23 protein-coding genes and 1 pseudogene are annotated in these 20,827 nt (G+C 36.8%); 1 reads left to right on the top strand and 23 read right to left on the bottom strand.

Annotation, left to right across the window (positions count from 1 at the left end):
- Nucleotides 1-18: 18 nt before the first annotated feature.
- The 6 genes and pseudogenes from Q0993_RS04830 to Q0993_RS04805 form a co-directional block, all read right to left on the bottom strand.
- Nucleotides 19-837, bottom strand: coding sequence for a DNA alkylation repair protein (locus Q0993_RS04830; RefSeq protein WP_299530201.1), 819 nt, complete (start codon nt 835-837; stop codon nt 19-21).
- 100 nt (nt 838-937) lie between these two features.
- Nucleotides 938-1,318 (bottom strand): annotated as a pseudogene (locus Q0993_RS04825) (DUF2200 domain-containing protein).
- Nucleotides 1,319-1,369: 51 nt separating this feature from the next.
- Complete coding sequence (locus Q0993_RS04820; RefSeq protein WP_299530200.1) at nt 1,370-1,741, bottom strand: hypothetical protein; 372 nt, start codon at nt 1,739-1,741, stop codon at nt 1,370-1,372.
- A gap of 129 nt (nt 1,742-1,870) precedes the next feature.
- Nucleotides 1,871-2,323 carry a pyridoxamine 5'-phosphate oxidase family protein gene (locus Q0993_RS04815; RefSeq protein ID WP_299530199.1) on the bottom strand — a complete coding sequence of 151 codons (453 nt, stop codon included), beginning with the start codon at nt 2,321-2,323 and terminating at the stop codon, nt 1,871-1,873.
- Nucleotides 2,324-2,418: 95 nt separating this feature from the next.
- A complete protein-coding gene (locus tag Q0993_RS04810; RefSeq protein WP_299530198.1) occupies nt 2,419-2,934 on the bottom strand; it encodes a hypothetical protein in 516 nt (171 codons plus the stop codon).
- Between the two features lie 90 nt (nt 2,935-3,024).
- A complete protein-coding gene (locus Q0993_RS04805) occupies nt 3,025-4,407 on the bottom strand; it encodes a hypothetical protein (RefSeq protein WP_299530197.1) in 1,383 nt (460 codons plus the stop codon).
- Between the two features lie 313 nt (nt 4,408-4,720).
- Here Q0993_RS04805 and Q0993_RS04800 point away from each other — a divergent pair, with 313 nt between their 5' ends.
- Nucleotides 4,721-5,665, top strand: coding sequence for a DUF6528 family protein (locus tag Q0993_RS04800; RefSeq protein ID WP_299530196.1), 945 nt, complete (start codon nt 4,721-4,723; stop codon nt 5,663-5,665).
- Nucleotides 5,666-5,736: 71 nt separating this feature from the next.
- On the opposite strand, the gene Q0993_RS04795 is transcribed toward Q0993_RS04800, so the two are convergent.
- The 17 genes from Q0993_RS04795 to Q0993_RS04715 all read right to left on the bottom strand — a co-directional run bounded on the left by Q0993_RS04795 (nt 5,737) and on the right by Q0993_RS04715 (nt 20,639).
- On the bottom strand, nt 5,737-6,762 hold the full coding sequence (locus Q0993_RS04795; protein WP_299530195.1) for a serine hydrolase: 1,026 nt from the start codon (nt 6,760-6,762) through the stop codon (nt 5,737-5,739).
- 257 nt (nt 6,763-7,019) lie between these two features.
- Nucleotides 7,020-7,343: a multidrug efflux SMR transporter gene (locus Q0993_RS04790; RefSeq protein ID WP_299530194.1), complete on the bottom strand. Its 324-nt coding sequence runs from the start codon at nt 7,341-7,343 to the stop codon at nt 7,020-7,022.
- Nucleotides 7,340-7,810, bottom strand: a complete 471-nt coding sequence (locus Q0993_RS04785; protein WP_299530193.1) for a DoxX family protein — start codon at nt 7,808-7,810, stop codon at nt 7,340-7,342. The genes Q0993_RS04790 and Q0993_RS04785 overlap by 4 nt, the downstream gene beginning before the upstream one ends.
- 12 nt (nt 7,811-7,822) lie before the next feature.
- Nucleotides 7,823-8,440 carry a hypothetical protein gene (locus Q0993_RS04780; protein ID WP_299530192.1) on the bottom strand — a complete coding sequence of 206 codons (618 nt, stop codon included), beginning with the start codon at nt 8,438-8,440 and terminating at the stop codon, nt 7,823-7,825.
- 68 nt (nt 8,441-8,508) lie between these two features.
- Nucleotides 8,509-9,411 carry an AraC family transcriptional regulator gene (locus Q0993_RS04775; protein ID WP_299530191.1) on the bottom strand — a complete coding sequence of 301 codons (903 nt, stop codon included), beginning with the start codon at nt 9,409-9,411 and terminating at the stop codon, nt 8,509-8,511.
- Nucleotides 9,412-9,549: 138 nt separating this feature from the next.
- Nucleotides 9,550-10,566, bottom strand: a complete 1,017-nt coding sequence (locus Q0993_RS04770) for an NAD-dependent epimerase/dehydratase family protein (RefSeq protein WP_299530190.1) — start codon at nt 10,564-10,566, stop codon at nt 9,550-9,552.
- Between the two features lie 110 nt (nt 10,567-10,676).
- Nucleotides 10,677-11,348, bottom strand: coding sequence for a hypothetical protein (locus Q0993_RS04765; RefSeq protein ID WP_299530189.1), 672 nt, complete (start codon nt 11,346-11,348; stop codon nt 10,677-10,679).
- 71 nt (nt 11,349-11,419) lie between these two features.
- On the bottom strand, nt 11,420-12,766 hold the full coding sequence (locus Q0993_RS04760; protein ID WP_299530188.1) for an amidohydrolase family protein: 1,347 nt from the start codon (nt 12,764-12,766) through the stop codon (nt 11,420-11,422).
- A 76-nt stretch (nt 12,767-12,842) separates the two neighbouring features.
- On the bottom strand, nt 12,843-13,715 hold the full coding sequence (locus tag Q0993_RS04755; protein WP_299530187.1) for a hypothetical protein: 873 nt from the start codon (nt 13,713-13,715) through the stop codon (nt 12,843-12,845).
- A 204-nt stretch (nt 13,716-13,919) separates the two neighbouring features.
- Nucleotides 13,920-14,567, bottom strand: coding sequence for a DUF2459 domain-containing protein (locus tag Q0993_RS04750; protein WP_299530185.1), 648 nt, complete (start codon nt 14,565-14,567; stop codon nt 13,920-13,922).
- Between the two features lie 165 nt (nt 14,568-14,732).
- Nucleotides 14,733-16,007, bottom strand: a complete 1,275-nt coding sequence (locus Q0993_RS04745; RefSeq protein WP_299530183.1) for a DUF3179 domain-containing (seleno)protein — start codon at nt 16,005-16,007, stop codon at nt 14,733-14,735.
- Between the two features lie 72 nt (nt 16,008-16,079).
- Nucleotides 16,080-16,664, bottom strand: a complete 585-nt coding sequence (locus Q0993_RS04740; protein WP_299530181.1) for a Crp/Fnr family transcriptional regulator — start codon at nt 16,662-16,664, stop codon at nt 16,080-16,082.
- Nucleotides 16,665-16,747: 83 nt separating this feature from the next.
- Nucleotides 16,748-17,749, bottom strand: a complete 1,002-nt coding sequence (locus Q0993_RS04735; RefSeq protein ID WP_299530180.1) for a hypothetical protein — start codon at nt 17,747-17,749, stop codon at nt 16,748-16,750.
- 80 nt (nt 17,750-17,829) lie between these two features.
- Nucleotides 17,830-18,372 (bottom strand): hypothetical protein, encoded by a 543-nt coding sequence (locus tag Q0993_RS04730; protein WP_299530179.1) that lies wholly within the window; start codon nt 18,370-18,372, stop codon nt 17,830-17,832.
- Between the two features lie 161 nt (nt 18,373-18,533).
- Entirely contained in the window at nt 18,534-19,202 is a 669-nt protein-coding gene (locus Q0993_RS04725; protein WP_299530178.1) for a hypothetical protein, read from the bottom strand.
- An 8-nt stretch (nt 19,203-19,210) separates the two neighbouring features.
- Nucleotides 19,211-19,855 (bottom strand): bifunctional 2-polyprenyl-6-hydroxyphenol methylase/3-demethylubiquinol 3-O-methyltransferase UbiG, encoded by a 645-nt coding sequence (locus tag Q0993_RS04720; protein WP_299530177.1) that lies wholly within the window; start codon nt 19,853-19,855, stop codon nt 19,211-19,213.
- A 172-nt stretch (nt 19,856-20,027) separates the two neighbouring features.
- Nucleotides 20,028-20,639: a hypothetical protein gene (locus Q0993_RS04715; RefSeq protein ID WP_299530176.1), complete on the bottom strand. Its 612-nt coding sequence runs from the start codon at nt 20,637-20,639 to the stop codon at nt 20,028-20,030.
- Nucleotides 20,640-20,827: the final 188 nt, after the last annotated feature.

The raw sequence follows: 20,827 nt of genomic DNA, 5'->3' as shown, positions 1-20,827 counted from the left end.
CATCGGTCTCATATAACCTTATTTTTTATCGATTGTTCGTCTTGCCCGTTTGATAATTTTCTCTGTTTCCTTTGTGGCCGATTCCTTTTGCCACTTCTCGCAAAGCGCACTAACGAATCCAGGCTTGGATTTGCTGGCATCGTTTAACCAATTCCCGACACTATCCTGGACATATTTTGAATTGTCGGATTTTAAGTTTTCCAAAATCGGCAGTGCCATTTCCGGGTTTTCTTTAAGTCTCTCGATATGCTTGCACCAAACACCCCTTGGCCGGGTTGATTCTGTTGTAAATCGTCTTATGTTTTCATCGTCGCTATTTGTCCATGTACTTAAAATTGCGATCGATTCCTCCAAGTTTTTGTCAATTTCGGGGCGCAATGCCATCCAAACCACTTCCCTGACACCAAAATGCTTATCTGCAACCAATTTTTGCGATTGCTCCAGTTTTTCCTTAAGGGTCAGTTTTTCGTTCAACCCGATTAGAAAAGGGGCGTAACAACGAATGGAATCGGATGGATGAGCACTTAGTTTATCCAGTATTTTGCCGAGATTTTCTGTTTTGGCATACAATTGATATAATCGTGAACCGACTAATTTGGTCGTATTCATCGCAGAGGGCTTTTTTTGCGCCCTTATTTCCTTGGATATTATATTGGTTTTGTCCTGGTCAATCCCCAGCTTAGGAAATACTGCCTTTATCAATACAGCATGGTCAATGGCCAACCACTCGGTGAGGTTTACGGTTTCGATTTGCCCGCGGTTGAGCAGCTCCAGAACTTCTTTTGGAATATCCTGTGGCTTTCTCGCTCCCTTTCTATTGCGTATTTCTAAATTCATAGGGTTCATCCCGTTAGGCTAAAAAGTTTGATATGCGGTGAAGCCCTTTGAAGTAGGCCTGAAAAGTATAGAGGATTGGCATACATTTTTATTTCCCTCTTTATTTTACGCTTGATTCATCCTTACGTAGAATTTTCTCCATTTTACGACCTCTTGCCAATTCATCTACCAACTTATCCAAATACCGTATTTGTCTTGTGGGTTCAAAGTCTATTTCTTCAATACGATACCCACAAATTACCCCTTTGATAAGGGGTGCATTTGGATGTAATTCCGCTTTTTGAAAAAATGTGTCAAAGGTTACCTTCTCCTTAATAAGTTCTTGCAATCGAGCTTCATTAAATCCGGTCAACTATTCTATCACTTTGTGGAGTTCATCAATGGTTCTACCTTTCTTCTCCACTTTAGTCACATAGTGCGGGTAAACGGAAGCAAAGGTCATTTTTGCAATTTTTTCATTTTTTTCAGCGGTAACTTTCATTTTTAGTGGATTTCAATTTTGTATGAATCGTCGCCCTCGTTCACACCCAAATTATTCTTTGGTATAGGTCATTATTTTGTCGTCAAATCCATAGCTCGATCGGCTCTCAAAATCTATGGTCAGTTCGTCTTGGGTGATGGAATATTTGTGGTTTGTTGGTTCTACGGCAATAAAAAGCTTTCCCCTATAACCAATTTGAATCGAGTCATTGGACAGTAATTCGTAATCATAGTGATCGTTTTGCATATATCGGTTCGATTTGTAAAAATCATTCCGTGTCCTAAAGTCCAGGGTGTCGCTCTTGTCCAATGATATCCATACGCCCAATTCAATAGGGTTTAAATCATCCCCATTATCCGAACAACCGCTCAAAATGAAGATTGCCATTAGACTTAGGGCCAAATACGTAACTTTCCTTTTCATCCGATTTTTTTTAAATAGTGTTAGACATTGTGCATTATAGATGGTGGGATCAGCATTTGGTTGTGTCTCGCTTGCCCTATTGCGAAAATTATATGATGCCCCTTGTGTGCGTAGTCTTTACAATCGATTTTATAGTCCATAGGCTTTTTTTGCACTTTCAATTTGTTCCGTTTCGGTTGTTTTTGGATAAAGGATGTATTTAGGCGCTATAATCGGTTTAACTTGTGCCAAGGTAATTTCCGTTATAGTTGCAAAAGGAAAATTTCCACCCGTCATTTCGGTCAATACCTTTTCCATTTCTGGAAATTCAGGATTGGATTTCTCTACGATTCTTGCTTTTCCCTTCACTTGAAATCCTTTTTGCACCAAAACATCAATAAAACTTATACAAACGTTTTCGTTCTGCTTTATATTCCTGACGGTTTGGGGTGAAGCGATATTTGCAACAATTATTCGGTTTGCGCCGTAATATTTGAAAATTTCTTTTGGCGATACATTGGGTACGTTTTCACTGGATACCGTTGCTAGCCAGCACAAAACGCTTTTGTCAATATATTCCTTTATTTCTCTTGTCAATTCCATTTTTAGTGTTCTTACTCAACGGCTTCCTCTGGATTCGTCCCTCCCCAGTACTCGGGATTAGGATGAATTATGGCCGTTATAAGCTACTGTTTTTATTAGTTTTCGTTAGGGTCAAATCCGTAAATGGTCGTTTGCATCCCTGCAATTTTCCATTCCCCATTTACTTTCTCCATGAGTCGGGTTTCACGTTTTAGCCCTCGAAGCGAATCCTTTTGTTCATAGGTAACCCAAGCCCCATCTCCATATAGGCGTACGCTGATATCGTTCAACAGTTCAGGAACTGGTTCGGGTTCGGGATGTTCCTCAATAAATGTTTTGACGAACTGACTTATTTTTTCCCATCCGACCGATTCGGAAAAAGTACTATCCGCAAAGTCCACATAAACTTTCGAAATATCAGGGTCGTGCACCCAGTTTTTTGCCCAAGCCTTATAATCCCTCTGAAACGCGTCCTTTGTTTCATTGTTCAATCTTTCCAAAATGGCTTGTTTTTCCATTTCGGGATTTAATTCCTGCCCCATTGCCTTGTGCTGGGTTTCTTTTTTTTCCTTGCAGCTTATCAAGCAGCAGGAAATCAATAGTAACACTGATAATCGATGTTTGATTTTCATTTCTTTACGTTAGCGCCAATGTGTCAGCAGTCCGGTTTCGCCTTGATCGTTTGTGATGTTTAATTTCAAATCTTGTTCAGCGAGCAATAATCAATAAAAATAACTTGCTTCGTTTATCCAATGAAAACGTCTTTTCAGCAATCTAAAGTCATTTAAATCGATGCGTCTTTTTTTGGCGGTTATGTGAACAGAATCGTTTTTGATTTTTCCCTTTAATTTCAGTGTCACCGAATCTGGGATTTCGAAGTTAAAGCTACTTATTTTTTGCCGAGCTTTCAATATGGAATCCATCTTCATCCATGTGTCATCCGTCATACCTTTTTCATTGTAAACCCTTTGCATTTTTTCCGATAGATCGGTTGGATTGCCATATACTATGACTTCTTTTTTAGCTACAGGAACCCGTATGAATGCCACACTATCTCCTTTAAAGCGCACCGCCTCGAGTAATCTATCGCCGATAATTAGTTGGCGCCACCGGAGAGGATGCTCATGGGATAAAGTATCTTCATTAACAACAAACGATTCAATATCATATAGCCCGGAATACTCGGATTTAGCCTGTATTCTTTCTTCGGTACTTTGCTTATAACCCATATAGTCGCTCACTTGAAAGATTAGGAAACAGGCAATTACCAGACATTTCAAAACCGTTTTTGAGGTTTTCATCCATTTTTTTTGAAATGCTGGAGCTTTGATGGCCGGAAGCGCTACAGCCTTACCGCTAAGAAAAAATTGGGCTATCCTAAGAGCATCCCTAAGGAACAGAAAAAGTGCCATGATAAACAAGGCCGTGGGATACATTTTGGCATGAACATCATAACTGTAGTTTACGGCTATCACATTGGCAAGAGCGCCCATGGTCAGGATTGCCCCGATGGTTGTTGTTCTTCGAAATAATAAGAGCAATGCGGCACATTCGGCCATGCCCATAAAAATGTTGTATCCATACGAATAACCAAAAAAAGCCCAAGCCAAATGCATGGGCGACATATCTCCCACCCGCTCGGTCAAGGTGTAGTATCCAAGATCAGGGAATTGCATTTTAAAAAATTTCTCCAATGCGAAGAGAAACATCGTAAAGGCCAAGTAGTATCGAATAATGGTACTGAGCCAATAATACGCCACATTATAACTCTGACGTTTTCTATCCAGGAAACTCCAAATGACAGCTCCTATAACGGCCGCAACCACCATGGTGAAATACAGTAAATAGACGTAAGTTCTATCGTTGTGTTCCCCATCATAAGGAGATATTAGGGTATAGGGAATTTGAAACAGGTCTTGCCCTATCCAGGAAATAACACTGTCCAATACAGCGGAGAGGGGTCCATAATAATAGAGATAGGATAAAATAGGATTAACCGACCAATCAAGAAATGCGATAAACAGTAGAAAAAAAATAAAAACGAAACGGAATGCAATTTTTTGGGGACCCTTCCAGGGCGGAGTAGGATTGGATATCTTTTCCATGTGGTTTTATTTTAGTACTCGTGAGAAAGGTCTCTAAAAACTATTTGCGATAATTCTTGGTACTTCCTAGGGTGCCAACCGAATTGTTTGCAACACAAGACTATTAAGCATATTCTGTATTTCTTTTGGGTGTAGAACTAAGATAAGCGATTTTGTTTCCCCTTGCAGGAAGTTTCTGTGAAATGCAGATCAATTTGTGCGGTTGGATCGAGGGGCTTCCTAGTATTGTATGCGACATTCATTTTATCCTCCCCAGACCAAAGGGAATTGCCTACTTTTAAATCCGCAAACGGAAAACGTTAAATCCTGCTCCATGTGCTATACGTCATCCTTAATCAGCCTTCGGTCCTTAGCCCTCTTAGGTATTATACTGCTAATTATGGGCTGTGCCCATAAAAAGGAGCGGCAGGCCAATGCGAAGATGTCGTCCATTAGGGAGATAATAGTGGGAGGCGATGATAAGATTAGAATCTTTGATTTTGACAGTCTGCAAAACGGTAGGCAAGTCGTCAATTGGGAATTGCGGACCGGCGAAATCATAGGACTTCCGGATTCGGTGTACTCCCAGTTGATGCCTATAGACGATCACAAATCCGTGAACGACCATACCCAATTATTGATCAGCAGTTCAGGCTCAGGGGTTGTGTTGTTGGATAGGGAGACTAAGCGGGCCCTGTTCCACACCACCGCTCCCAATGCCCATTCTGTGGAGTTGCTCCCCAATAACCGGGTTGCTGTGGCACTTTCCACCGCCAAAGGTGGAAACAGCGTGGAAATCTATGATATTTCCCGATCGGGGATTCCTATCTTTTGGGATTCCCTCTACTCTGGGCATGGACTGGTCTGGAACCCAAAACGGGAACGCTTGTACGCCCTGGGTTATGATGAGATCCGTGCCTACTCCCTGCAGGATTGGACCAGCGATTTGCCCAAACTCCGGATGGAAAGATGCTGGAAATTGCCCGAAACAGGGGGCCACGACCTCTTTGCGCCCAACTGGGACCAACTACTGGTCTCCAGTTCCAAAAAGGTCTGGAAGTTCACCATTTCGCCCGGCAGTTTTTCACCTTTTGATCCCATAGCCAATGAGGAAAAGGTAAAATCCGTCTACTATGATGATGTAACAGGCGAGCTACTCTATACCAAGGGCGAGATCAATTGGTGGACCCACCGCGTGTATTTTAAAAACCCGGATAAGAAAATTGAGGTGCCGGATATTAAAATGTACAAGGCAAGGGTAATTAAAAGGGACAGATAAACGATGTACCCCGGTCTTGCGTAGATACCTTTATTTAAAAGGCTTTTTAGGTAGATAAATTACAGCCTAGGTCAGCGGTAGTTCTCTATATAGTTTACCACTAATGAATCGGTTTTTTTAATCAAACCACTATCAAAAAGGGTATTTCGATTCATAAAAATTGCAATAGTGAGTGGCTTGTCCAAATATCTTTTTGTCCAAGTATTGGTTCCAAACCAGCCTCCGGTATGAGAAGCAGAACTGTCCGTTACACCCCAGCCCATCGCATAGTATGCGCCATCAGATTGAGTCGTATTCGTTTTGGAACTTGGCTTAAAGATAACTTCATGGGTTTCTTTGGAAAAGATGGAATTACTCCGTAGAGCAAGGTCATAGTCGAAATAATCATTGACGCTGGTGTAAACACCACCTGCCCCTAAAAGCCCATTTAAGAAATGGCCGTCCACTTTGCTCCAATTGCCCAAACTGTCTTTTTGATAACAAAATGCTCTTTCTTCAATATGGATTGGTTTTGCCAAGTTGAAAAAATTCGTTTTTTCCATCCCAGCTTTTGTAAACACATTCTCCTTGGCAAATTCCGCAAAATCTTTACCACTTATCTTTTCTACAATGCTTGGAATGAATTCATAAATACCATTATTGTATTGATATTTTTCACCAGGCTTGGTCATTGTCCTGTTCTTAGTGGAATACCAATGCAAAACATCCTTGTTCTCTGCAATTTTCGTTGAATCCCATTCTGTAAAAAATGCTTCCTCGGCATCAGCTTCGCCAGAAGTATGATTTATTAATTGTTCAATGGTCGTACCATCCTTAAATGTTTCAAATGGAAATAGTGTGTAAACCGAATCATTTAAAGATAGTTTATCTTCGTCAACAAGTTTAAGAACAGTTAGGGCGGTAAATTGTTTGCTGACCGAACCCATCCTTAAATTCGTACTTTTTGTAATTGGTTTTCCCCCTTCCAAGTCTCTTAAACCAAAACCTTTTCCAATAATCATCTGCCCATCATAGGCGACAAGTAGGGCTGCGCCCGGTTCATTTTTCCCAATATGAGCATTGAAAATTGAATCAATACTGGTTTGTAATTGTTCCAATGCAATACCCCTATTTTCAGTTTTTTTGTCAGATGGCGACTTACAGGAAACTACAAAAATTAGAAGTACAAGTATTCGGCTTTTCATATTGGGTCGTTTTAATAACGGCAAACGCTTTTGTGTATGATCAGTAATGGATTTTAAGCTACTACATTTCCAACTACAATATACTTCAATTTAAACAAAATTGGGTTGAGTCAGCACCCAAACTGCCCCTGGCTTATGCGCCACGTTGGTGGTAGCTTTTATCCCCTTTTTTAGAGGGTTTTTGAAAATCCATTTACAAGTGTTACTCCAATCACAATGAACGAAAGGCCTATAATTGCGGGTAAATCTAAAGTCTGCTTAAATCTTAAATAACCTATAACCGTAATCAGTATTATGCCCAGACCTGCCCAAACGGCATAAGCTATACCAAGTGGAATTTGTTTGATAGCGAGCGAAAAAAAGTAAAATGTAACGCCATAACCAACTACCGAAACAATGGAAGGTTTTAGAACTGAATACCCCTTACTTTCTTTGAGTGCGGAGGTGGCTATCAATTCTCCGATAATCGCAATGATCAAATAGAACCACTTCATGGCCAGTTATTTGCTTTGGTCATTTTATCTTCCCTGTATTTTTGGATATAATGGTCTGCTGAAAATCTACCACCACCTAATACAATTAGTCCTCCACAAATGGCTAAAACCAATAAATGATATTCATAACCCTCCATACCAGCATCATACTGACCGCTCCAGTTCATCATAAAGCCTATTTGACCGTGTACGGAAACTATCATACCGATAAACAATACAAACATTGCTATGGCATTTACTCGGGCCGCCACACCCAAAATGAGCATTAATGAACTTGCTGTTTCTATAAATACGGTAGCATAGGCTGCTAGAGCCGGTAATTCTAAATAGCCCGTGATAAATTGTTCAAAAGGTGCAAAACCATCCCCTAATTTTGTACTTCCATGAATAAGAACAATACTACCTAATGCTATTCTAAGAATGGTAGAGGCTAAATTGTCGTTTGTGTTAAATAATTTGTCTTTCATTATTGTTTTCTTTTAAAATTCTAGTCTTAGAAATATTCCTGGGTCAATTTCAAAATCCCAATTTTCTCCATATTGATAGGTGTTCGTTCCCAAACCGAACTGATACTTCTTCCAACTCAATCCTATTCTAAGTCTTTGAAAACTGAATTCGTGTACTTCGCTATTAAAGTTTATCGAATTTTGCAATTGACTGAAAAAGCCTAAATTTTCATTTAAAGGAAAGCGGTATTGGGTAAGAAGAAAAAACTCGTAAAATGGCTCATTTCTTAACTCTGTGGTAAAGTTTGTGGTTATCAAGAATTTTTCTTCTGCCTTGGCCCATTGAACTCCGGCCAAAGCGCTCGCCCTGCCGTCAAAAAAACGTCCGCCAAGAACTGGCCCAATGCCTTTCCAGATGTCATAACCCAACACGCTGTAGGACACTAAAGCGACATCTTCCGTCTTGTAGTCAATAATGGCGTCATTCAGACTAAAAATACTAAGCTCGTAACCTTCTGTCAACGGCTTAAAAAACCACGATTCCACAACCATTTCTTCCGTTGCAAAAAAGGATTCGATTGTTGTCTGGGAAAAGCTTTGTTGCCTACATGCAAAAACCGCAAAAAATCCTAGAACTACTTTTAATTTCATAGTATCGATTGTTTGATGCTACAAAATTAGTTCGCCAATAATCAGTTTTATTTATAATATTTTAGGTGTTAGTTATAAATATCACGGTTTTTTCTATAGCGATTCGGTGTAGAGCCTACTTGCTTTTTAAAATAAGTAATGAAATTCGAGGTTTCATCGAAGCCTAATTCAATGGCTATATTTTGAATCGTACTATTGGATTGGTTGAGCAGTACTTTGGCTTTGAAAACAATGAATTCCTGTATGAATGCTTTGGCCGATTTTTGAGTAGATTTTTTAACGCATTCTGATAAATAGGCTTTGCTTATAAAAAGTTGGCTCGCGTAGTGTTCTAATCTGTTTTTGTAATTGATTTCTTTTTTTAGCAAATTTTCAAATTGATACGTGATTTCATCGGCACGATTTCTAAATAACCTTTTCGTGGCGTCCGAGTCGGAAATAGCATTGATTTTTTCCAGTAGAATAGTCAGGTAAGCACTTAAAATTATAGACTTCCTTTCGGCAGAACTTCGATTGAACTCTAAATCCATTGTCCGCATCAGTTCTAAAATGGTATGTTTTTGATGCTCTGATAGTGCGTACATTGGGGAAGCATGCAAATTCAAGAACCTAAATGAGTTATATAGGTCTATTTTGCCAAACTCGGATTGAATAAAGGAAGGATTAAATAGTATCATATAACCAACGGAATTCTCTTTGAAGGAATTTACTTTCCACGATGTTATTTGATAGGGCGCCGTAAACGATAAGACATTGTTTATTGTATTGAATTTTGAGGTGCCTATGTTGATATCAACATCATGCCCTATTGCCATTGTCAGTTCAAAAAAACTGTGCTTGTATGGTGACATTTCAAAACCAATTTCCCCAAAATGGTCTTCAATCTGAAAAATAAAGAAGTCGCTATACTCTCGGCTTGATGTAATTCCAATCTCATTTAGAAAGTCGTTTATTGATTGAAATGTCCTCATTCGATCAAATGTATGCCAACGGTCTCGTATAACCGTGGGTTGCAGGTCTTAAGTTACTATTTTTCGGCTAAGCGCCGACTATAGCAAAGCGTCGGACGAACTCCTACTTAAAACGTAACATCGGTCAGTACAATGCGATTATACCTTGTTGTAGGTAGCTTTTACCTTTTGTATCAATTCAAGTTCTTTTAGCGTATCGATAGGGGAAGGTTCTGTTTTTGGTTCTTCCCACTTTCGTATTTTGGAATAATAGCGTAGTAATTGCTCGATCGTTTCATCAACATTGCGAAAAGTAAAATTGTAATCAGCTATTATTTTTGAGTTGTCCGTGGTCAAAAAATCCCCGTCCAACCATAAAGGCAAATCGGTCCATTGCTTTACGTTATTCTTGTCTAGAAATTTAGAAGATGCGGATATTAGAGCTACTTCAATGCCTAACTTTTTTGAAGCGATGTCCATTATATTTTTTAGGCTGGTAATAAAAGAAGAGGCATTGTATACTTCGCAACTATGTTCAATTTCAATAGACTGGATGACCAAATCTGCTAAATCCAATACATTTGTATAGGATAAAACGTTCTCTCCATTATTACAGATTAATATATCATTTTGATTTTTTAATTTATGAAACCAGTAATATAGTCTATCCGTATAGTCATATTTTCCAATGATCAGACCCGGTCTTAGTATTATATAGTCTAAACCCTTTTGTTTTTGTAAAATTCTTTCGCACTCCGCTTTGTTTTGATTGTAAAATGCGGGGTTTCCGCTATTTTTTTGTTCTTGGGTACAAGGAACCAAATCCTCATATTCCTTTATTAAGTGGGGATTCAGTTTGTCGAATTTATAGTGGCTGGAAGTTGAGATGTAAATATATCTTCCTATTGTACCGCGTTGTAACGCGATCTGTTGTTCAAAAGCCCCGGCCCAGTATCCGGAAACATCGATAACGATATCCCAATCCATTGAGCTAATCCGTTTAATGTCATTGATTTTCTTACGGTCTCCATGTATAATTCTAATATTAGGAAATAAATCCGGGCTAGATTCTCCTCTATTGAATAGGGTTATATTGTACTTACCCAACTCCATTAACTTTTCCACGATGTTTCTTCCCACAAATCGAGTGCCGCCAAGGATTAAAATGTTTTTCATGATTCAAGATGGCTAAAGTTATCTAACGGTAATGCGTACTAAAATTACCAAGCTTACAGTGGCCTAATCGATAAAGCGTTTTGTTTTTACATGTTGTGGTAGCCAGTTCTTTATTTGTTATACTTAGTTTTCATCTCCCTTTCTACCTGTTTTACTATTGGACTAAAAGCGGTTTTATCCAAATATGCATCCGAATCCTCAATCATCTTCTTCAGGTCATTTAGAGTAAGATAGTCGGGGTGATACACCTCTGAAATTGTTGCATATTGATAGTTTCTATTATCTTTTTTTATAGTAAACCCATACGCATAAATTGCTAATTTGGAAGGGTCAATGTTTCCCATTCGTTTATATATGCCCATATAATCGGGTGAAGGCATAATTTCACCGAGGAAAAGACTTTTCTTTTCAATTTTCCATTGCCCTTGTTTGAAAACCCTCCCTATGGAATGGCCCTCCAAAATTTTTGTATGTTCTTTTAAGAACATGCTGTCTATAATCCCCGGATAGCTAACGACAGCAAAGGTTCTGGTTATTTTCTGGTCACCATGCAAGCTGTATAAATCCGATACTCTTAATTTAGAATTTTTAGTAAGGACTTGGATATTATAGCTTCCAAATTTCAGTTTGATCCTTTCGCTATTAAGTAATTTTGGTGATAAAATAGAATCATGAGAAACCGGGGATAGTTTTGATTGTGGATTTTTGTCAGTACAGCTATTAAAACCATATAATAAACCTATCAATAGAAAAAGAATAGGTATATGTCGTATGTTTCTCATTCTTTATAATGGGCTACAACGGGTAGTATAAATGGTCGTTTTAACTCTGTTTATACAGTGTTGGGGGCTGTTCATTTTTCAATTCTTTTTTGAATTTTTCCCCTTTTAATCACGGTATTAATCGCCAATGTATTGCTTATTTTCTTTAGAGGATTTCGATCGAGCAGTATCATATTGGCAATTTTGCCATCTTCAATTGAACCTAAACTATCTTGTGCATGCATCATCTTTGCTGCATTCAAAGTGGCCATTTTAATGATATTCAATTGATCCATTCCGCCCAATTCAAATAACTGCATTTCTTCGTGTAAGCTGTAACCGGGAAGTACAAAAAAGCCTGTATCGGTCCCTAAGGCGAAGAGTATGCCATCCTCATACAAAACTTTGATATCATCGACCTGAAAGGAAGCAATATCCTCAAGCTTTATTTCCTCCTTTTGAAAATAATCTTTCCAAAACCTGATATTATCTTCGGCACGAGCTATGAAATTAGGATTATCAGCTCTTGCCCAATACTCTTCATCAAATACTTTTTCCCGACGAAGAGCTTCAATCCACTCCGGAAACAATGGATATAAAAAGCCTTTATCGATCATGAGCGTTGTGATAAATGATGGTCTTACCCGATAAATTTTGTCTATAAGAACGGTGTCTCTCTGAAAGTCAAGGTCTATACCTGTCCAATGGACGATGTTTTTGATACCCGCATCCATTGCCATTTCCAGTTCGATATTATCACTTACATGAGCAAATACTTCAGTGTCGTTTTTAATCGCCTCTTTCTGGACTTTATTGACAAATCTTTGTGGCATGCGCTCCACCCAGGGTGGGTGAGGTCCATCTTCAATGGTGAGCTTAATTCCTACGATGGGATATTGGGTTACCTCTTTTGCCAATGCTTCAATTTGGAGGGTATCCTTAAGTAGAAAAACTGATTTTCCGTCAAACCACTTTCCTACATAAGTCTTCATAGGATGTCTGCCGGCCATAGTGAAGTGCTGACTGGTATGAAAAACTATTGGAGCAGGAATCGTATCCTGATTGCCATGGGCCCGCATGGAAGCATAGTATTCATTTGTACATAAACTTCCTCCGGTAATGAAGATGGATGTTACTCCATAATGGACATATTTGGGAAAGTCACTTTCAAAATCATTGGTATGGACATGACAATCAAACAAACCGGGTATAAGGAACTTCCCGGTTCCATCAATTACGCTTTTGGCACGTTCAATAGTAGATGAATCAATGGTAACGATTTTCCCACCTCGTATACCAATAGAAACATTGGTTTTCATTGATTTCCCGGTGCCGTCAATAAGGTTGACATTTGAAATGGCCAAGTCGTACTTTTCTGGTCTATCCGATGAGCAGCCAAATAGACAGAAAATAAGTATAAGAATGATTGTGTTTCTCATTTTGTTTGAATGACCACTAACGGTCTTGTATATGTGCCGTAGCGAGCTTTTGCTTGCAATGGACATATACATATAGTTAGGTGTGGTTTTTATAGTATTCGATTACTTCATTTGCTCTTTCAGTTATAAATTCACTTGATTTATTAACTGGTCCGATCGAAGTCACAATGTTATGCATTGTCCTTTCTAATTCCCATTCTCCATTAGCATTTTGTTTGGATCTTAACAATGCTAAGGCAGGTTTCAAATTATTTGAGGTAACCCCTTCCCTTTTTAGTATCCAAAGTAGTTCTAAAAAATCCCCTTTGTAAAAATTGGGAAATGTTAACAAGTCCATTTTTTGAATCATTATTTTTGATGGATTACGAGAACTATAACATACTTTGTGCTTTAAGACAAAGTTTATACATCTTTCTTTTAGAAGTTCTATTTCACTGTCTCGCTTGTTTTTTGGAATAAATGAAATTCCTTTCAATAGTTTAACAATTCCCCAATAACAGGTATGTTTTCCATAACAACTCGTGTTCACACAGAATTGATTTTTCGGTTCTTCATACTTACCGTCGTCAAAACGCTGGTATTTGAAAAAGAACCTTAATAATCGCTTGCTTTTTTCATCTGGCCCATTGTTAAAGTAGCAATCTAAATACAGCATATTCCCATTCAAACAGGGTATTGGAAAATGGTCTTCTTTTAAAGAATAAATACCATATTCTTTATCGAATAAATGATTCTTTACTGTTTTTAAAGGCTTCTTTATTCGTTCGTCATTCTTATTGCATTTTAGTTCGGCCAATAATAATAATGCCCAAAGTGAAGCTTTGTAATTTGGTACATAGTGCAAGTAATCAGGGTAATTCTTATGGTTTGTAGGGATTACTTTCCATAACCCATTTTCATTTTGGGCATCAAATATTTTTTCGATGATATTTTGACGATTTTCGGTCACTTTATTATTTTTTACGCACACTTAACGGTTCAGCTCTGATTTGTTCTTGCCTCCGACGACTCCTCTCGATAACTATCGGGAGCGGCGAGAGGAGGGCACCATTGAATGTATTGCCCGGGCTTGTGCGTTTGATATTAAATTTAGTCAAAATTATTAGGGGTAGGAAGGCAACAATGAATTATGGTCTTTGTTGGCAAACGTATTTTATTCGTACTTGTTCATTAGTCCAAAATCAAAAGGTGTCCATAAACAAGATTTTAAACCACTTTTTTTAAATCCTGTATTTACCCAACTGTTACATGTTTTAAAACAGGAATAGTTTCCTTGGGCTCTGTAAAAGTAGTCTGTTGAAGTATACCCCTTATTTTCCAAGATCACCTTCATTCCGTATGCATCCGTTTTGAAGGTGCTTTGAATAAAAAGATTCAGTTTGTCTAGTTCGTCTTCACTAATTTTTATCTCAATCCAATCCTGATGTTTGGATTTGTAATGGGTAACGTGCATTAAGGTTGGACTTTTTAAGAACATCGCCTTGAAAGCATTCTTAAATGTCAAATCCCCCCAAGTCGGGGTATTGATATAAAAATTCTCATCTCCCCAACCAAAGGACAGGTACTTATCTGACTGTACTTTTTTTAATCCGGAGATCAATAAACTGTCCAGGTTGTTTATCGGGATTATAATGTCTAGATGTATCCCGTTTGTGTTCAGGTAAATTGATTTTTCAGCAATCTGGTTTCCATTTTTTCGGTCAATGGTAATTGAAGACAAAATCAATGAAACGGTTATGTAGGCGATAGGAATTAATAGGAAATACAAAATCCATTGTAATGTTTTCTTCACTATTTTCATTCCATTCGGACTAGTATGTTTGCCAATGGTCCAGTATGAGCAGCAGTGGATTTTATGCAGCTGCCTTTCAGTTCGTAATATACTTTATTTAAACGAAAAAACGGTTCGGGTTTGCGCTCAAACATCTATTGCTTTTATACCTTGTTGGAAGTCGTTTTTCTTCATTTAGTAGATTTCACAATTTCTAAAAGTTTGGACAAATCCGTACCACCTTAAAAACAATTGTTTTGGCATTTCTTTGGATTTCGATTGAAATTCAGCTTTTGGTATTCCTAATTGTTCATCTATCTTAATGATAATAGTCTGTCCCAGAAACTCGTCCTTGATTTCCTTCTCTTTTTTAATTGTTTCAAAAGGATAAAATTTTGCTTTATTCTTATGAAGGATACCCAACCCTAATTCTTTTTCTGGTCTTCGTGTATCTTCAAACTCGAATGAATCTTTAAAGCCCGGATAAAATTTTCCTTCAGGAACTTTTCGCCAAACGTGTCCATTTTGAAATTTGGTAAAGAATCTTTTTAACAATGAGAGTTGGGGAATGGCTACTTTAATTGTGTCCGAATATGATAAACTCTCTTTGGCACTGGTAATAGTATGCGAATCAATGATTTCTAACTGTCTACCAGTATAATAACCTCCTAAACAAACTCCAGTAATATGGTCCCAGTAGGAATTAGTTTGTTGATCACACATTATCATCGTTCCACGATAAACCCCCGAAACATAAAACTCAAGTATTTCATCTTCAACAGTTCTGTTAAAAAGCATTCCAGAATTGCAAACTGGACAAAATGTGATTAAGAAAGGAACTTTATTCAAATTACCCTCGGCTAAGTGATGATATGCCAAATTCCAAAGAGTTATGATTATCTGCTCTTTTCCAATTTTGATATTGAAAACTTCTTGATTTGGCTTAATTCGATTTTCAGCAATCATTTGCTTGAGACTTAAAAGATGCTTCTCTGTAATTTGAAATGTTTGGTAAATCTTTACAAACTCTTTGTTTGTTATCAGTTCTGGTCTAAAACTTTTGATTTTTGGCAATTTAGGTTTTAGTCCAAGACTTAAATCCTTGCTCTTAAACCAAAGAAAAAATGAAACGGTTGCTATTGTTAGAAAAACAATTGGTGGAAAACTATCTTGCCAAAGACCAGCAAATATATAGCTTACGAAAGCAATTGAGACCTCAAAAAATACACCACAATACGTAATGACTTTTAAAATTTTCTTTACTGGAAAGATGAAAATTAACGCACCAATTAATTTGGCAATTCCCAAAACTTTTGGAAAATAATTTGGATAGCCTAATTTCTCAATTTGTTCCACCATAAATTCCGCACCTAGAAGTGCTGAAACTCCACCTGAAATCATCCAAAGTACTAGTATTGTTTTGGTGATTAAAAATAGCATTCGACCAGACTTAGTTTTCTTTTGTACCATCTTTTTTCATTTTTGTTGATGATACAAATTTGAGGAGGTCAATGAATAATCTACTTAACCATAGTTAAGAAGTCATTTTTCCAGAAGTCGTCTTCTTAAACGACTCAATGATTGAGGTTCTATTTCTAGATAGTCAGCAATGTGTTGCAATGGTACTCTTTGGAAAATATAAGGATGCTCAGTGAGTAGGTAATTGTATTTGTCTTCCTTGTTTCTAATCTTGTTTTCAATGAGTTTGTCGAACAAATTTGAATACATCTTTACGGCAGTATAATTGTACCATTTACTAAGATTGGGAATTAAGGTTTCTAAGTGCTCAAATTTGTCCTTGGTAATGACAAAAAATTGACAAACTTCTATCGCCTGAATTGATATTCTGCTTGGTTTGTTCAAATGATAACTCTCAATATCTCCTAACCAACTATTCTCAAATGAGAAGTAAATCACGTTGTCCTTTCCGTTGTTATCGGTAAAATAAGTACGAGTACAACCTTTATTAAGAAACCCTTTGTAAGCAGCGCGTTTTCCTTGCGTGATAAAGTTTTCTTTTTTTGAAACTTTTCGTACTTCTATAGCATCGACAAAAATATCGACTTCCTTTTCTGTGAGGTTGACTTTATTTCTAAGAAATAACGATATATTTTCAAAATCATTCATTGGGTTTCTTTAATGACTGCCAACGGTCTCGGCTATGATCCTTGCCTACGACGACCCCTCCCGAGTACTTGGGAGGGACGAAATCATAGCCATTGTTGTAAGGCGTTATTGAATTCGGTCGGTTTGTCAACATACACCCCAATTGCCGAGAATTTTCTTTTCATTCCATAAAGTCCATTCAATGTGCCTTCTTTTTTTAATTTAATCATAATATTCGGTGAGTCTAGAAAAGAGAATTTTTTAGTTCCTTTATTATAATCAATTTCCTTTGACGTTATTTCAATGGTCTCTATTTGTTTTATATCAATTACCGTCTCATTCATTATTCCATAATACAGATGTAACTTTCCATCAGTAATTGATATGGGTCTTTTCATTAAGGATTTTAAAAATCCGAAAAGCTGGATTGCGGTATAAATGCTTAAAAATGTGAAAGTCCAAGCAACAATGGAACTCCAATTTGCAAGAAGTAAATGAAACACGACTGTCTCAATACATATCACTAAAATAAATGCTACTAAGGTTGAAATGGTTGCACTGTTTTTATGATATGAGAATTCCCCGTTTTTGATATTTCTTTTCCTCCAATAGATGAATCCATAATAGATGGTTGCTATTTCAAAAGCAAAAAAAACAGCAAGCCCCTTGGGTAGTATTGCACTGCACATTTGTTTTAGGGAAGTGAAAAAGTCATTGGTAACTTTCTTGTTCTGTTTATAATGTTTTATTCCTTTTCTAATGTTATATATAAAGTAAGTAAAGACGGTTAATTCAATAACTGGAAGTGCCCAAGTCTTAAAAAGATTTAGATAATATTGGTTTTCAATTGGAAGTATTGATGAACAAATAATAAGGCCAACAATTAGGAGTGGTATTACCGTTGTCTTAGGAATGTTGGTTTTTCTAATTAACAAAAAATACAAAAGTGGTACAGTCAATAATAAGTCAAATGTAATTCCAGTTGATAGGTCTTTTGGATACTCATAAAAAATTGATGATTTTGCAAGGATTATCATCGTTCCAATAATCAATATCGGTAGTCCAAATATTATTAGATGCTTCTGAAGGTTTAGTGTTTTATCCATTCGTTCGTTTGATTTTAAATTTAGTTAAAATATTGGGGGTGGAGGCGCGCAATGAACTATAGCTATTGTTGTATTGCGTTTTAGTATCGGTAAGTTTTTTCAATTTTTTCCCCGTTCAATCTCAAATTGATTTTCGTTTCCTTAATTCCCATTAGGTCAGTCGATATTTTAGAATCAAATTGATATCGGATATTGTACAATTCGGCTAATTTGTCCAATGTCTGTTTTTTCGGTGAGATTAGTTGCTTTTTTCTTCTAGAATAGTTTAGGACTCCGATTGCGATTCCAAAAAACCCCATTCCAATACAAAAAACAACAATTGTGAATGTGTGTATTCTTGCTAACCTAAAAAGTGAAATAATTAAGAAATAACATATCCCAAGTACCCCAATTCCAGTTAAACTGTAAAGAACAGCGTTTCCTATCGCTAATTTGTTTACGTATTTCGAATCTTCAAATTCAGTATTTACTTCTATTATTTTGTCTTTTAAATTTTGATCCAGCTTTATGTCAGGACATTTTTTTAGGAAATGGGGTTTTTTAGTAGTTAAACTACATATTATTCCATCCTTGAAATTGAAAGAATGGAGGTCACAAATTTCGCAATGGTTTACTTTATCCATCTTAACATAATCAAAATGCGGTACAACGGTCCGGCTATGATTTCGGCTTGGGAAATCCGTTAGGATTTTTCAAGTGAGAAATCGAGCGTTTTTTAAAGTTAGGAATTTTGTTTTTGGTGCATAGGTAAACCTGAATTATAGCCCTTGTTAGCATACGCTATTCATTGATTCATGATCTGGACAAAGATTTCGTGCAGATAAATCCTCCTCAATTGCTGTTCGCTACTTTTATTGAAAATCAATATTTCAAATTCAGTTTCGGGTATTAAATCTTTTAGTGGTCCAGCTAACATTTCGGTTTCCACTTTAGCAATCGTATCCAAATATTTTGTTTTTCCAGAAAGGATTAGATTTCCGATAATCTGTTTTGCTTGACTTAAAGTCTCATTTTTTGAAGTCGCGAAATAGTCAATTTTTTTAATTCCGTCACTTTCCTTGGCTGTGTCGTAAGAAAATCCGTGAATTTCGCTCTTTGTCAAAATAGTTCCATATTTTGTAAAGTCAAACGGTAATTCATGATTCAGGAATCGCTGTTCAATAATTGTTAAAGAATCTAACGCGGTGAAATTAATTTCTAATGCCGACAGGATTTGAGCAAGCTTTTCCGCTCTTTTATACACATTAGCTTTGGCGTTATCAATTAGGTTTTGTTGGGGGCTTTTTCCATTTTTGAGATTATAGGTCATCGAAGTGTCTATAACTTGATTTAAAAACTCTTTGTTTTCATATTTTTCCCATTCCCCTCTTGAATTTTCGATATAGATTTCCTTTAAGCTTTGCCCATTAGCAAGAAAGGAAACAAGAAAAATCAAGGTGAATAACTTATTCATAATGTAAGCTAACGGTCTCGGCTATGGTTATTACTTTTTCGCCCTACAAACCTTGTTACCGAGCCTTTTCCATTGTGGTAAATTCCTTCACTTAATTCAACTTCTTGTTCTTTGAGCATCAGGATTTCATAATTAGCAAAGTCTGATTTCAATTCGTCCGTTGAAAACAACGAATTCAAGTCAGGTGGTCCTCCAATTTTTGGATTTTCTTTGCGATATTTAAGGTGGTTTTTCCCAAATGCTTCAAAAATTACGGTTCCACCTTTTTTTAATTTCTTGTCAAGAATTTTGTGGTATTCAGATTTTACGTTTGGCGGAAAATGGGCGTAAATCAAGGCAATTGCATCAAATTGTTCATTTTTAAAATCCAAATCGGGCAACTGTCCAATTTGGTAATCAATTGAAACCTTGTTTTCTTCAGCAAGTCTCAATGCTTTATTTTTCCCTTCTTCACTAATGTCAAAAGCACTAACATTCCAACCATTTTTTGCAGTGTAAACAGCGTTTCTTCCTTCTCCTTCCGCTCCAAAAAGAATTGTTCCGACTTTTAATTTTAGAATTTGTTCTTTTAAAAATTCGTTTGGTTCTGTCCCATAGGCAAATTCTTTTTCTTTATATCTATTGTTCCATCTTTTTAGCCAAGTGTCGGTCATCTGTCGTTTCGTAAGTTTTAATTACCGCCAACGGTCTGGGCTATTAACAGTTGCGTGGGTTAACACGGACTTTTATAAGTACACAACAAGCTGAAAATTCCACAGGAATTTTCAGGATAAACCCGTAATAGCAATTGTTTATAGCCATTGTTGTACATAGTGCTTTTTAGTTTTACAATCCTTTAATATAGCAGTCAAAAAATGGTCTTTCTCTATAAACTGCTTTTTCGTCATAATCAGTAGGCCAATCAAAAAACGGAACTTTATGCTCTTTCAATTCGCCAGTTTTTGAAATATAACTGTGATTTATTATTTCTTTAATATCAGTCGATTCATATCCATATGGCATTTGGAAAAAGTCAAATAAAAATTTACTTCCAAATCCAAATATTTTTCCATCTTTCATTTTTGCACAAAATCCAGTCCACGACATGGTCGTTTCTCCTTGAATTTGTTCGAGAATATTTTTTGGAAAAGCAAATGGACTTATTTCAATTCGGTCAATATCATATTCATTCAATGAATTTCCTCCAGTCACGAATAATTCTATGATTTCGTAATATCCATTTCCAGAATTACTCTTAGATATGCTTTTCCCTTTTTTTTCTTCGTTAAACCGTTTAATCGCCATTTTAGTTTTTAATTCAGGATTTCGAAATCTAACGCAAGGAATATAAGTTCCATCTGTTAAGTATGCAGAAGCTCGATATCCATTTCCATAAATTAGATCAGATAGAGGTTCGATATTATCTTTTAAAAATTTAATTTTCTCTTCAGGCGTCATTTTTGTCGCATTATGTACAACGTAGGAATATAGATCATGATCTATATATCTTTTATGTGTGGAACTAAGATAAGAGATCTTTTATGCCGTTGAAGGTGGTTTCCGCTACATGGGTGTATAGTTCCGTTATCCTGGCAGCGTATTCCCAGCCTATAAGCCTCCCAGAAACAGGACCGTTTTAAAATTTG

This window comes from Ulvibacterium sp. (genome assembly GCF_028285715.1).
GTDB lineage: Bacteria > Bacteroidota > Bacteroidia > Flavobacteriales > Flavobacteriaceae > Ulvibacterium.
Note: the sequence above shows the minus strand (reverse complement) of the source record. Positions and strands in the feature narration are given on the sequence as shown.